This window comes from Desulfosporosinus metallidurans, assembly GCF_001936615.1.
Classification (GTDB): Bacteria; Bacillota; Desulfitobacteriia; order Desulfitobacteriales; family Desulfitobacteriaceae; genus Desulfosporosinus; species Desulfosporosinus metallidurans.
In genome coordinates this window covers 21554-34075 of the sequence record NZ_MLBF01000004.1, presented here as the reverse complement: position 1 = coordinate 34075, position 12522 = coordinate 21554, and the positions used below count along the sequence as shown (strand labels likewise).

Sequence of the window (12522 nt, the reverse complement as noted above, 5' to 3'; positions counted from 1 at the left end):
GAGGAAAAGCCATGAAACTGACTCAGTAGAATCAGCTTCATGGCTTTCTAGACCTTCCAATAAATCCAGGCAGTTTTCGTCTGAACTTTCTCCGTCACAAATCCATTGATAGAGATCTCTTCAAGGTAGCTATTTATTAAATGGTCTTTCTCGTCGCCTGAGTTATTCTCCGTTGCAAAGAGCGTACCATAATAAACACAAGCTTCTTCCACCGTTCGGACATGTTCTCGATCCGTATCGACATAGGTAATACTGGGATAATATCCAGTTAGCCAAAGGATGTTAAAAATGCTGTAAATTGTATTACTGTAAAATTTGATCCCTTTAAGTTTAAGAATTTCCGTGCGAATAATGTCCTGAACAGAGTCTGTACGATCAACAAAATTGGACAAAAAGCAGTATCCCTTGCTTGCATCGATCATCTTCTCAAGCGTGATTTGATCATGGATCCCGGGGCTGTTGATGGCGGTCACCAAGTCAAACCTTTTTCTCCAGCCGTATTCGTCAAGGTTGACCTCATCCCAGTTCAACTTTTTAAATGAGACATTGGTGAGGTTCGCGGCTTCGGCATTCTTCACCGCGTAGTCTAACATTTTATCCGATATGTCTATGCCTGTAACATCTGTTGATTGCTTGGCAAATTCAACCGCAAACCGTCCTGGACCGCAGCCTATGTCCAGGACGCTACTATTCTGGGTGAAAATGCCTTTTTGTGACAAAAATTGAACGATTTTGCGAATGCGCTGATCAGGACTGCCTTGACTAACCAACTTGTTAAACTCATCCGCCCTGTTGTCCCAAAACGACTTACCGGATGGTTCGGCAGGCTTTCCCTCGCTCCAGAGACGGGTAAAATAGTCTATATCCATGCTATTGCCATCCTCTCGAATAGTCTTTGAAGCAGTCAAGGCATACTTTTTTCCCGTCATTGATTCGAATCTTATGCTCCGGAGCACCTTCCCCGCATAAGTCACATTCTACTGTGGTAAATAGTCGTGCCTTTTCGGGCAGCTCAAACGGCGGCTTTGAGAAATTAAAGAGTTGATCTACAGGCGAGTTCAGTATGTATTCCTGACGCTGCTGGCGGTCCATTTCTCCTTTGAGGGGCTTTATTATCATTCTCAGACTTTCACCATTGGACCTGTTATAAAAGCTGAAGGCCATTTTGCCCGTGCCTTTATACAAAAGATTCCCTTTCCCAAAGGTACAGCCCGTGATTACTTGAACTGCATCGACTCCGCAGGCATCGTTTTCGGTTACACATATGATTTCTTCATCGGAAGAAAATCGGATACCCATTTTTTTAATCGCGGCCTCACAGGCTTTATAGCCGATCGCAAGGCCTGGGCATTCATGCCCATGAAATTCTACTGATTTTTCCCACGTTGTTTTTTCTCTGCACATACAAATTGATCTCCTTTCACATAAAGGGCTCTCCTAGAGGTTATCTAGGGGTAACTTTTCTAAAATAATACGGTGATTGAGAAGGGTCATGTTTTTAATTTTAGCTTTGATAAACATTTGTTTGCCGAAGCTATCCATTAGTTTAAGGCCATTTTCGTAGGGCTCAATGGTATCAACCGACTCCATGAGCATGACTTCGTTATCTCCATCTTTGAGATAGGCATTTGATTCACACATTTCGTTTAGCTCCTTCTTTTAGAATTATAAAAGCTTTACCAGAACAAGTCCATTTGTGGTTGCCTGGGAAAGGCTCATTTTAGTTAGGGTCAGACCCAATGATATCGTGACGGTCAGATCAGGCTATCATTAGGTCTGAAGTTGATAGTATACCGTAAGGATCCAAACTTTCCTTAGGATTATGAGTTGACATTTTCGCACGTAAGATGCAGCAAGATTTTGAAGGTTTTGGAACGTGGAATTCATTACATTACAAACTATGGAAAGACATCCGGCATGGGCTCATATGCCTATAATCACCTCCTTGTAAATAGAAAAAGACCATGGAAATAATGACCAGACTTAATGTCAAGTCAAGACCTCCATGGTCTCGTTTTCATAATGAATATTTGTCTATGCAGATAGTATTCTACACAAATGTGCTAATCCCTTCTACGGTTTATAGTTTTTTATGATTTTCAATAGTCAAGATTAAATTTCCTGGTTCTTTTCCAACCCTTAATATTACCAAAGACTTTGATTGGGGGAGTGCTGTAGATCTGTCTCCCGAAGATGCCGACGGCAGAAAATATCACTCAGGTGTATGGGGTTCCGGTTAGTTGGAAGAATGCAAAACCAAACTGTTGTAATCTGATTTATTGTGAGTATCAAAGAGCAGTGATTTTTCCGGCAAGTTCAACATCCGAGTGCCAAAATCGCTTCATAAAGTACTAGCCGAGAAAGCCAAAGAAGTTACCAAAGTACGAAGCCCTCCCACCGACTTGCGGCAGGAGGGCGTAATATTTTTCCATACTAAAGCAGGGATTTCGAAGTTAATGTAGAATACACAATTATCAATTATTAACAATTAATGAGAAGATGAGACTGAATCATGAAAAATAGACCATGGAGGTCTGGCCTTTTAATAAGGTCAGCTTCATGGTCTTTTTTATTCAAAGAAAAATCAAAATTAAGGAGTGAAGGAAATATGGACGAACTAGTTAAGAAAGATTGGGAGCGTTGTGTGGAATTTCACGAGCATATTTGCCCTGGTTCGGCGATTGGCTTCCAAGCGGCTCGGATCGGATTGAAGGTGCTCCGAGCCTTAGAGGGGGAGCCGTACAATCCGAAAAGTGGGATAGTCAGCATTATGCAGAATGATGCTTGTGGTGTGGATGCTGTGTTGAGAGGATGGGTAAAATGAGAAAAGTGATGGCGTTATTATTGGCTCTGCTTATGCCGATGTTGCTTTTAGCGGGATGCGGAGGGACTGCAGGTACGAAGGAAGCTGGGACAGTTCCAACAGTGGCTAAGGTTCAGAAACATAAAATTACGGATCTGGCTGGGAGAGAGGTAGAACTAGCGGTTCCTGTCAAAAGGGTCGTGGCGATTGGACCCGGTGCATTACGGTTGGTGACCTACGACGAAGGAGCGTCCATGGTGGTGGGGATTGAAGAAATTGAGAAAAAACCTTCGCCAGGAAGATCCTATATGCTGGCTTATCCAGACTTGAAAAAGCTCCCGAGTATTGGACAGGGAGGACCGGATACAGCCCCTAATGAGGAGAGCTTGGTTGGGGTCAAACCAGATGTGATTTTTGTTAGCACTCTCGTAGATAAAGAGAAGGCGAATCAACTTCAAGCCAAGACGGGCATTCCGGTAGTCGTTCTGAGCTATGGCAATGCGGCGACGTTTGACGAGAATCTTTACAATTCCATAAGTATGATCGGCGTGATCATAGGTAAGGAGAAGAGGGCCCAAGATGTTGTTGCTTATCTCAAACAAAGTGAAAAGGACCTGGGGGAACGGACGAAGGGAGTTCCTGAGGGGAATAAAGCAAAAGTTTATGTAGGGGCTGTGGGCATGAAAGGAGTGCACGGGATTGAAAGCACTCAGGCCAAATACCCGCCATTTATGTTCATTGGAGCAAAAAATGTCGTGGATGAAACGGGAAAAAGCGGAAGCTTTATGATCGATAAAGAAAAACTCATTAGCTGGGATCCGGATATTTTGTTTCTTGATGCAGGAGGGTATGCGCTAGTTACGGAGGACTATAAGAAAAACCCGGCATTGTACCAGTCTTTGAGTGCTGTGAAGAAGGGCCAAGTTTATAACCAGATTCCTTATAATAACTATTCCACCAATATAGAGACGGCATTTGCTGACTCTTATTACGCAGGAAAGATTATCTTTCCTCAACAGTTCCAAGACATCGATCCGATCAAGAAGAGTGATGAAATTTATCAGTTCCTTCTAGGTAAGCCTTTATATTCAGAAATGGAACGGGATTTAGGGGGCTTCAAAAAGCTGGAGCTAGGAAGGTGATAGAGTTGGTAGGCGAGGAAAGCGTGCTAGAGGGCGGGATAACCACCCATTACTTGAGATATACGTGGAAGAAGAAATTAATCCTGTTAGGTTTGGTTGTTATGACAGCAGTACTTGCTTTATATGCCATCAGTGCCGGTTCAGCCGAGCTTTCTCCCATGCAAGTGTTACTGACTTTACTCGGCCAAACCGAGGGGAATTCTCAGATTATCATTTGGTCCATCCGCTTGCCCCGAGTGCTGGCAGCGATGGTGGCTGGGACGGGTTTGGCGGTTGCTGGTGCGGTCATGCAAACTATTCTCAGAAATCCCTTAGCTTCTCCGAGTACCCTCGGTATTGCTCAAGGCGCAGCCTTTGGGGCTGCGCTGGCCATCATCGGCTGGGGAGCAGGTAGTACTCCAAGTACAGGCGGAGGAGCGCTGCTGATTAACAGCCCCTATATTGTCACAATCTCAGCCTTCGTAGCGGCCATGCTTACGACCATGATCATTCTCTTTCTGGCCCAATATAAGGGAGTGTCACCGGAGTCTATGGTGTTAGCTGGGGTCGCGTTGGGATCTCTCTTTTCCGCAGCCACTATGCTTTTGCAGTATTTCACCAATGATGTTAATGTAGCTGCCGTCGTCTTTTGGACGTTCGGCGACATCGGGCGGGCTTCTTGGGGTGAGTTGGGGATTATGTCCTTTGTAGTCTTAGGATCCTTGCTCTTTTTCTTGTTTAACCGTTGGAATTACAATGCCCTTGACAGTGGGGCAGAAACGGCCAAGGGTCTCGGTGTCAACGTGGAAAAGACGAGACAGTGGGGGATGTTCTTTGCCTCTTTGATCACAGCCACAGTCGTTTCCTTTTTGGGAATCATCGCCTTCATTGGTCTCGTGGCTCCACACCTCGTGAAGCGCTTGATCGGAGGGGACAATCGCTTCCTTATTCCAGCGTCTGGGGTGATGGGTGCCTTGCTCCTTCTGGCTGCAGATACCCTGTCCAGAAGGATTATTGCGCCCGTGGTTTTGCCTGTTGGGGCAGTCACTTCCTTTCTAGGGGCTCCTCTCTTTCTCTATCTTCTGGTGAGGGGGTCGAAGTTGCGATGATCTTAGCAGTGAATGGGATAGAATTTAGATACAGCTCTCGCACAATATTAGAGAATGTAGGCTTTACTGTACAAAGGGGGGAGTTCCTATCTATTTTAGGGAACAATGGCGCTGGAAAATCGACGCTGCTCAAGACCTTGAACAAGATTTTGTTACCGAAAAAGGGAAGTGTCTTATTGGAGGGGCAGGAAGTGTCTAAGCTTAGTCGCTTGGCGATAGCCCTTAAAATGGCGTATGTCTCACAACGCTACGAGAGCAACCGCCAGACCGTCTTTGACGCTGTGCTCTTGGGCCGCAAACCCTACATCAAGTGGGAGGCGACAGCGTCGGATTTGGCGTTGGTGCACGGGATCTTAGCAAAAACGGGTCTGGAGAAGTTTGCTCTTCGCTACTTAGATGAACTGAGCGGAGGAGAACTGCAGAAAGTCGTCATCGCTAGGGCCTTGGCCCAGGAACCTGAGGTTCTGTTATTGGATGAGCCTACTAGCAACTTGGATCTGAGAAATCAAATGGAAGTGTTGAAAACCATCCAGACCGCGGCTAAAGAGAAGGCTATTGCGGTGATTGCCGTCATGCACGATCTTAACCTAGCCTTGCGCTTCTCGGACAAATTCGTATTACTACAGGATACGAAGGTTTTCGTGGCCGGCGGCCCGGAGGTGATGACGGCAGAAAATATCACTCAGGCGTATGGAGTTCCGGTTAGCGTGGAAAGGGTACAAAACCAAATTGTCGTGATCCCAAGGTGAGGAGGGTTTTTGCAGAAATCTTTTTTGCATCATTAGCAGGAATTTCTGAACAGTTGTAGAATAAATTGAAATAATAATATTGCAGGGCAAGACCATGAAGGTGTTTGCAAAGACCATGGAGGTTTGACTCGTTAGAGTCTGCTTTGTGGTCTTTTTATTTGCTTGAAAGGAAGGTGTTTCAAGCCTTTAGTGAAATTGCCTAGTCTTTGAACAAATCACTCGTTCAATTATGAGAAAGAGGAGGAGTTTTAGTATGCATATTCCTGACGGATATCTTAGTCCCCAAACAGATGCGGTCCTTGGCATAGCTAGTGCAATTACAGCAGCAGTAGCCGCCTCAAAAACAGCAAGTACGGTTCGAGCTAAGTACATTCCGATGCTTTCAGTCGGTGCGGCCTTTTCCTTCACTATCATGATGTTCAATGTTCCCATACCAGATGGAACGACCGCTCACGCCGTAGGCGGGTCGCTGCTAGCCGTTATTTTAGGTCCTTGGGCAGCCATGATCTCTGTGTCTATCGCACTAATTATTCAAGCGCTTTTCTTCGGGGATGGTGGTATTCTGGCCTTGGGTGCAAATATCTTCAATATGGGGGTTGCATTGCCCTTTGTCAGTTACGGAATCTATCAACTCATCGCAGGGAAAAGTGACATACTTTCTAAACGTCGCATGATAGGAGCGGGAATTGCTGGTTACATCGGAATCAATATGGCCGCACTTTGTGCTGGAATTGAATTTGGGCTACAGCCTATGCTTTTTCATGCTGCTAATGGAACCCCTCTCTACAGCCCGTATGGACTTGGTGTTGCGATACCTGCGATGGCCTTTGCACACATCACCATTGCGGGACCGGTTGAGGGGGTTGTGACGGGATTGGTCATTGCCTATTTGCAACGTTCAAACCCCGTTCTGCTTCAAATGCGCGCGGACTCTGAAAAATCTGCATCGCCCATCCAATATGGTCGCTACATTGCAGGCTTGATCGTTATTGCCTTGCTGACACCGCTGGGTTTATTGGCCTCCGGAACCGCTTGGGGGGAATGGGGCGGAGAAGATTTACAAGCTAAACTGGGGTTCGTTCCTACTGGTCTGAAAAAATTAGGGGATTTTTGGAATCATATCTTATTTAAAGACTACGGCATCGCTGGGTTTGATCAATCATTCTGGCAACAAGCTCTTGGCTATATAATATCAGCCTTTTTCGCCTTGTTGGTTATTGGGATCATTGGGTTTGCTATTCAACGTTTTACTCGTAAATCAGAAGGACATACTTAATATAGTTTCTTAATGTACCTCGTACGTTGAATTTTCTGGGCAGAGTTCGAGATACTGTTCATAGGGCAGCGGGAAAGTTCCCGATCAAGAGGGGAGAATCAAGAAGTGTGTACCAAACATTTTAGAGATATATGGCCAAGAATTGGAATGGTTATCACTTTATTGCTGGTTGCGGTCGTTGTTTTGAGCTTATTCAAATAGAATGGTCCAATGGAACTAAAATCATCACAAGTCACGATCTGGATATAATTTCACTAAGTCTGGGTTTGCACCACGAAGCGGCCTCCTTTAGGAGGCCGCTTCGTGGTGCACGATGCAAGTTCGGGGACGGTTCGTGCATTTCTTGAGCCTGGCAATTGAACCTGAGACAAGTTTTCTTATAGATTAACTTATGATAAGATTGTCCTAAAATGAGTCAGTATGCGACTGGCAGGATAAACTAGAGGAATTTGCGGGAGAGAGGGAGTCCAATGCCTACGAAAAGAGATGTTGAACGTGTCCTGGAAATTCGGGATTGGAAGCAACTGCGTGACTGGGCTGAAGAAAATAAGAACCTCTATCGACAATTGATGGCTCGGATTTATGTTAAAGATGGGATTGTCTTCTGGCGAGCGGTAGAGGCTTTAGGGGTTTTCGTGCATCACGTTGAGCAGGAAGAGCGAAACTATGCCATTGAACTTGTGCGACGTTACTTTTGGATGCTCAATGAAGAATCAGGAGGGACGGCTTGGAATGCTTCCGAGGCCATAGGAAGCATTCTTGCCCATTGTCCGAAGACGTGCGGCCATTTTAATTGGATGCTTTCGGGGTTGCTAGAAGATGAAAGTTTACGCGATGGCGCTCTCTGGGGTCTAGCGCAATTGGCCCAAGTTGCTCCACATTTAGTGGACCCTTTGGAAGAACGGATAAAGCCCTTTTTGGAGTCTACAGAAACTTTGACACGAGGTTTGGCGGCGCTAATTTATGCACTTATGAGGACTTCACACGATGAATTGGCCCTTTATCGTGCCGAAGGGCCTAAATGGAGCGTCACAGTTGATCTTAATCATCGTCTCGAAAATGATCAAAATTCGTTCGAAATCTATCAAGATGGGAAACTAGCAAGCTATAGCGTACTAGAACTTTGGCAAGCTCAAACGATCGTTTTTTGGACGGAAACGGTGATGATTAAAGACCTAGAGGTTGAGTTGACGGTTGCTTCTACTTCGACGGGGTTGTGCTGGTTAAGTCTTGGTCCGTCAGTTGAGGAGGAACAGTCCTTGCGGACTTGGGCGGCGCGCTGGTTCCCAAAATGGTTTTTAATGCGGAGGGGCGACCCGAATCGTAAAGCTGTAGGACAATTACAAGAGTATCTTGCCGGAAAACGCAAGGAGTTCACCATTCCGCTTCATCAAATGGGGACCCCTTTCCAGCTTAAGGTTTGGGAAGAACTTGGGCGTATTCCGTACGGAGAGACGCGCAGTTATGGTGATCTTGCTATGAGCGTGGACAATCCAAAAGGGCAGAGAGCAGTGGGTATGGCTAACAATCGAAATCCCATCGGAATTGTGGTTCCCTGTCATCGAGTGATCGGGAAAAATGGAAGTTTGACTGGGTATGCCGGAGGTTTGGAGATTAAACAAAGGCTTTTGGAGTTGGAAGGGGCTATCTTGGATATAACGTGTGATAAAGCTTAACAAATATCATGGGTTATGTTCTTATTATAGAGATAGGGAAGGGGTAAATAAAAATGGAGAAGTTGGAAACCACAACGCTTTTTACGGGGGTCGAACACATTGGAATCAAGGCCTTGGACATGGAGACGGCTATTCGGTTTTATATAGAGGTGCTCGGTTTTAAGTTTTCCCATCGGATTAAACCGGGAGAGGTAGAGTTAGCGTTTTTGGAATTAGGGGGTACTGTCGTGGAATTGGTTGAGGTCGTCGATGGTCGTCGGTTTGAAGACGGGGTTGTCAATCATTTGGCTCTTCGGGTAGTGGATATTTTTAAAGCCATCGAGCACTTAAAACAACATCAGGTGGAGGTGCCCTCTTCAGAGCCTATGGACATAGGAGAAGGACGATATAATTTCTTTTTCCGTGGCCCTAGCGGAGAAAAACTCGAACTTTATCAGGGTTAGTTCAGAAAGAAAGGGTCAATCATTATGGAATTCAAGCTGAAAATGCAAGTCCCATTTCCAATGGGGCTCCAACAGGAGACAGCCTTGTGCGCACAAGAAGTGGTAGAACGTTATTTCGACTTCTTTGCTTGGGTTCAGGTGGGATGTCCGATCCCTGCGGAGGAAAAAAATGAAGGAACAAAAGAAGCTCAGAACAATAACGGAGAGACAGTGAATGAGAAGTGGCTTCTTTCAAAGTGGGATATCGAGTATTTTTACGGACTGATACGTCCCGCGGATGTGGGATGTGCTTGTCCTTTTGGTTGGATGGAAAAAGTGGAAGGGGTCGTAGATCAGCAATACCCTATATTTGGCGCTGAACGGTTCCCCGATCTTTTCGATAAGGCCGCCCATATGGCGTGGTTAATTATAAAAAATCAAGTCTTTCCGGATTATAATGCCGGGATTGCTGTTTTAGCCGTGTTCGTGCTCTTAGGGAGAAATGAAATTGCGATTAATCCGAATGAACAAGACTTGAAGTCCTTTGTGGCTCGTATACACTTATGGATTAAGAAGACTGATCGAGAGCCAGAATACGAAGATGCGGTAATTAAAGAATTAGGAAATGTTATTAATACTTGGGGGCGGCTCACAAAAAATCAAGACATAAGCCCAAAATCGACAGATAGTCTGGATAAAGTGAGATCGGTTGATAATTAATACAAGAATGGAATCAATGATGCAAAAGAAGCGATATTACACCTTCAACGAACATTTGCGGGAAAGATTCGGAGGAAAAACTTTTAAGGTCTCCTTGGATGCTGGATTCACATGCCCAAACCGAGATGGGACGCTGGGAAGGGGCGGGTGTGTCTACTGCAGCACACGGGGATCTGGGGATTTCGCCGGAGGTCAAGGGTTATCGATTCATGATCAGTTTGTTGAAGTGACAGAACGGATGAAGAAGAAATGGCCTAATGCCAACTACATCGCCTATTTTCAGGCGTATACGAATACCTATGCCTCGGTAGAACGCTTGCGTGAGGTGTATGAAGAGGCTTTGGCAGAGGAGAACGTTGTTGGGTTATCTATTTCAACGAGGCCGGACTGTTTACCCGAGGCTGTGCTGGATTATCTTGAGGAACTGAACCAGAGAACCTACCTGTGGGTCGAACTGGGGTTGCAAAGCATTCATGACCGTACCATGGAATCGATCGGCAGGGGGCATGACTATGCGCAATTCTTGAAGGGCCTTGATCAGCTGCGTGCTAGAAGAATACGGGTTTGTGCCCATGTTATTCTTGGCTTACCGGGAGAAACGAAAGCTGAGATGATGGCTACGGCCCAAGCGGTTGCTAAGCTGCCGTTGCAAGGGATCAAACTTCATTTGCTTCATGTCTTAAAGGGAACGACTTTGGGGGTAAATTATCAGCGCGAACCGTTCGCTCTTTTGACGAGAGAAGACTATGTAACGCTGGTCGTCGATAGTTTGGAAATTTTACCTCCGGAGATGGTGATTCATCGCTTAACTGGGGATGGCCCACCTGAGGAGCTTATTGGGCCCCTTTGGAGCCGCAAAAAATGGGAGGTTCTCAATGCGATCGATGCGGAGTTAGAACGACGGGATACCTGGCAGGGGAAAAAAGCAAAAAAATAGCGGTCCGCGAGGACCGCCAAGTTATAATAATGGAGAGGAGGGGTCAAAACTTTAATTCTAAGGTTTAAGTTTGGGCCTTAGAAACCGGGCTGTGGAAATCGGAGGTTGGGGATATTCGTTAACAGTTTTAGGGTGAGCGGGATTTGGTTTAAAGCTAGGCGCTAAGTTCAAGTAACGTTGCAAATCCGAATTAGCATCCATGATCCGTTGTGATATTTCGGTGTTATTGAGACGTTCTGTCATTTAGCACAACTCCTTTATAAGTTCAATTAAGTTCGATAGTCTTCTGAAACAACGTACCTGTCCCTCTGTTTTGCCTTAGGGGGTTTCGTATTGGATAAGCTTTCCTTCCCACGTACGTAGCGTTGCTTTGTTTTTTTCGAGGGATACTAGGTATTGAGGTAAAATAGGTGTTTTGCCTCCGCCTTTGGGGGCGTTTATGATATAAGTTGGTATCGCAAGGCCCGAAGTATATCCGCGTAAATGTTCCATAACGGCAAGTCCGTCTTGGATCCGTGGAACAAAATGTCGTGTACCTTTAACGTTTTTGTCATGGAAAATATAGTAGGGTCGAACTCTTATTTTGAGTAATTCTTGGTTGAGTTTCTTCATAACCTCGGGTTGATGGTTGATTCCTTTGAGTAAAACTGCCTGATTTCCCAAGACCACACCGGCTGCAACAAGTTTGTCAGCCGCTTTTTTGGCGTCAGGGGTTACTTCCTTAGGATGGTTAAATTGAGTGTTAATATACAAGGGCGGATATTTAGCCAATATCGAACATAATTCCTGCGTGATGCGCATTGGCATGGTCACAGGTACTCGAGTTCCGAGGCGCTTTATTTCCACATGAGGAATGGCGTGAAGTTCCCCGAGAAGCCAATCAAGGGTTAGATCACTGAGTAGTAGAGCATCTCCGCCCGTCACAAGGACATCTCGTATCTCTGGATTTGCCCGAATATAGTCGAGCGCTTCTATAAGCTGAGTTCGCTCGGCGTGGGTGTCCGTTTCACCAATATTACGGCGACGCTGGCAATGTCGACAGTACATTGCACACATGTTCGTGACATTAATGATCAGACGGTCCGGGTAACGTCGGGTGATGCAAGGGGCAGGATTTGTAATAGCTTCTCCCATCGGGTCTTCTTCGCCAAACTCATCGTCAAGTTCAGCGTGACTTGGTAATCCCTGCAGCCGAATAGGGTCAAGGGGATCTTTATGATCCATTAAACTAAGATAATAGGGAGATACGGCCCAACGAAAGGTTTTGCCGACACGTTCAATATCTTCACAAGCCGAAGAGGGGAATTTGGGAAACAAAGCCTTTAGGACTTGAGGGTCTGTGATTCTGTTTTGCATTTGCCAGTGCCAATTTTCCCAATCTTGAAGCGTGGCGTCGAAATAGTTGAGAATTTTTTTTCGGGTCGAATGGGTGGAATCTATACTCGATAAACCAGTTGGGATGGTTTTACACTTCTCGATATAAGGGGTAATCTTTTGTTTAAGCTCAGCGGCTCGCCGTAGTGCAAATTGACGAAAGGTGTCTGGTTTATTGCCAAGTTGAACAGCCATACTTATTCCTCCTTATATTACGATCAGAAAAAACTCTACATGTTTAACTGACAACCTCATACTATCATATGGGTTGTCGGAAGTCAATAGGATGATGCCACTTGAAGATGGCTATGCTATAATAGTGTAAATGAAACTTA

Annotated in this window: 14 protein-coding genes and 1 pseudogene; 10 read left to right on the top strand and 5 right to left on the bottom strand. The window is 45.5% G+C overall.

Annotated elements, in window-relative coordinates; genetic code table 11:
- Positions 1 to 47: 47 nt before the first annotated feature.
- From DSOL_RS04170 to DSOL_RS04160, 3 genes are read right to left on the bottom strand one after another with little or no spacing between them, the layout of a single operon-like run.
- Positions 48 to 869 carry a class I SAM-dependent methyltransferase gene (locus tag DSOL_RS04170; RefSeq protein ID WP_075363635.1) on the bottom strand — a complete coding sequence of 274 codons (822 nt, stop codon included), beginning with the start codon at positions 867 to 869 and terminating at the stop codon, positions 48 to 50.
- Position 870: 1 nt separating this feature from the next.
- Positions 871 to 1404: an FmdE family protein gene (locus DSOL_RS04165; RefSeq protein ID WP_075363634.1), complete on the bottom strand. Its 534-nt coding sequence runs from the start codon at positions 1402 to 1404 to the stop codon at positions 871 to 873.
- A 33-nt stretch (positions 1405 to 1437) separates the two neighbouring features.
- Positions 1438 to 1641 (bottom strand): CooT family nickel-binding protein, encoded by a 204-nt coding sequence (locus tag DSOL_RS04160; protein ID WP_045575189.1) that lies wholly within the window; start codon positions 1639 to 1641, stop codon positions 1438 to 1440.
- A gap of 668 nt (positions 1642 to 2309) precedes the next feature.
- Between DSOL_RS04160 and DSOL_RS29930 the strand changes: the two are divergent.
- The 10 genes and pseudogenes from DSOL_RS29930 to mnmL form a co-directional block, all read left to right on the top strand.
- A pseudogene (locus DSOL_RS29930) lies at positions 2310 to 2462 on the top strand (toxin-antitoxin system HicB family antitoxin); the annotation flags it as partial.
- Between the two features lie 146 nt (positions 2463 to 2608).
- Entirely contained in the window at positions 2609 to 2824 is a 216-nt protein-coding gene (locus DSOL_RS04150; RefSeq protein ID WP_045575188.1) for an FmdE family protein, read from the top strand.
- Positions 2821 to 3945, top strand: coding sequence for an iron ABC transporter substrate-binding protein (locus tag DSOL_RS04145; RefSeq protein ID WP_075363633.1), 1125 nt, complete (start codon positions 2821 to 2823; stop codon positions 3943 to 3945). The genes DSOL_RS04150 and DSOL_RS04145 overlap by 4 nt, the downstream gene beginning before the upstream one ends.
- 5 nt (positions 3946 to 3950) lie before the next feature.
- Positions 3951 to 5033 (top strand): FecCD family ABC transporter permease, encoded by a 1083-nt coding sequence (locus DSOL_RS04140; RefSeq protein WP_083642313.1) that lies wholly within the window; start codon positions 3951 to 3953, stop codon positions 5031 to 5033.
- Positions 5030 to 5782 (top strand): ABC transporter ATP-binding protein, encoded by a 753-nt coding sequence (locus DSOL_RS04135; RefSeq protein ID WP_075363632.1) that lies wholly within the window; start codon positions 5030 to 5032, stop codon positions 5780 to 5782. The genes DSOL_RS04140 and DSOL_RS04135 overlap by 4 nt, the downstream gene beginning before the upstream one ends.
- 253 nt (positions 5783 to 6035) lie before the next feature.
- Positions 6036 to 7058: a cobalt transporter CbiM gene (gene cbiM, locus DSOL_RS04130; protein WP_075363631.1), complete on the top strand. Its 1023-nt coding sequence runs from the start codon at positions 6036 to 6038 to the stop codon at positions 7056 to 7058.
- A 470-nt stretch (positions 7059 to 7528) separates the two neighbouring features.
- Complete coding sequence (locus DSOL_RS04125) at positions 7529 to 8734, top strand: DVU0298 family protein (protein ID WP_075363630.1); 1206 nt, start codon at positions 7529 to 7531, stop codon at positions 8732 to 8734.
- A gap of 62 nt (positions 8735 to 8796) precedes the next feature.
- Positions 8797 to 9177: a VOC family protein gene (locus DSOL_RS04120; RefSeq protein WP_427854375.1), complete on the top strand. Its 381-nt coding sequence runs from the start codon at positions 8797 to 8799 to the stop codon at positions 9175 to 9177.
- 24 nt (positions 9178 to 9201) lie between these two features.
- A complete protein-coding gene (locus DSOL_RS04115) occupies positions 9202 to 9876 on the top strand; it encodes a hypothetical protein (RefSeq protein WP_075363628.1) in 675 nt (224 codons plus the stop codon).
- Positions 9877 to 9895: 19 nt separating this feature from the next.
- Positions 9896 to 10813: a tRNA modification radical SAM protein MnmL/YtqA gene (gene mnmL / locus DSOL_RS04110; protein ID WP_075363768.1), complete on the top strand. Its 918-nt coding sequence runs from the start codon at positions 9896 to 9898 to the stop codon at positions 10811 to 10813.
- Positions 10814 to 10870: 57 nt separating this feature from the next.
- On the opposite strand, the gene DSOL_RS04105 is transcribed toward mnmL, so the two are convergent.
- Together DSOL_RS04105 and eam are read right to left on the bottom strand one after the other, a co-directional pair.
- On the bottom strand, positions 10871 to 11056 hold the full coding sequence (locus DSOL_RS04105) for a hypothetical protein (protein ID WP_075363627.1): 186 nt from the start codon (positions 11054 to 11056) through the stop codon (positions 10871 to 10873).
- 75 nt (positions 11057 to 11131) lie between these two features.
- Positions 11132 to 12382, bottom strand: a complete 1251-nt coding sequence (gene eam, locus DSOL_RS04100) for a glutamate 2,3-aminomutase (RefSeq protein WP_075363626.1) — start codon at positions 12380 to 12382, stop codon at positions 11132 to 11134.
- Positions 12383 to 12522: the final 140 nt, after the last annotated feature.

Excerpts from the sequence above, each read along its gene's own strand:
- cbiM (WP_075363631.1), top strand. The coding sequence starts at position 6,036 with ATGCATATTCCTGACGGATATCTTAGTCCCCAAACAGATGCGGTCCTT.
- DSOL_RS04145 (WP_075363633.1), top strand. The coding sequence starts at position 2,821 with ATGAGAAAAGTGATGGCGTTATTATTGGCTCTGCTTATGCCGATGTTG.
- DSOL_RS04105 (WP_075363627.1), bottom strand. The coding sequence starts at position 11,056 with ATGACAGAACGTCTCAATAACACCGAAATATCACAACGGATCATGGAT.
- mnmL (WP_075363768.1), top strand. The coding sequence starts at position 9,896 with ATGCAAAAGAAGCGATATTACACCTTCAACGAACATTTGCGGGAAAGA.
- DSOL_RS04150 (WP_045575188.1), top strand. The coding sequence starts at position 2,609 with ATGGACGAACTAGTTAAGAAAGATTGGGAGCGTTGTGTGGAATTTCAC.
- DSOL_RS04135 (WP_075363632.1), top strand. The coding sequence starts at position 5,030 with ATGATCTTAGCAGTGAATGGGATAGAATTTAGATACAGCTCTCGCACA.
- DSOL_RS04115 (WP_075363628.1), top strand. The coding sequence starts at position 9,202 with ATGGAATTCAAGCTGAAAATGCAAGTCCCATTTCCAATGGGGCTCCAA.
- DSOL_RS04165 (WP_075363634.1), bottom strand. The coding sequence starts at position 1,404 with ATGTGCAGAGAAAAAACAACGTGGGAAAAATCAGTAGAATTTCATGGG.
- DSOL_RS04170 (WP_075363635.1), bottom strand. The coding sequence starts at position 869 with ATGGATATAGACTATTTTACCCGTCTCTGGAGCGAGGGAAAGCCTGCC.
- DSOL_RS04160 (WP_045575189.1), bottom strand. The coding sequence starts at position 1,641 with ATGTGTGAATCAAATGCCTATCTCAAAGATGGAGATAACGAAGTCATG.
- eam (WP_075363626.1), bottom strand. The coding sequence starts at position 12,382 with ATGGCTGTTCAACTTGGCAATAAACCAGACACCTTTCGTCAATTTGCA.
- DSOL_RS04125 (WP_075363630.1), top strand. The coding sequence starts at position 7,529 with ATGCCTACGAAAAGAGATGTTGAACGTGTCCTGGAAATTCGGGATTGG.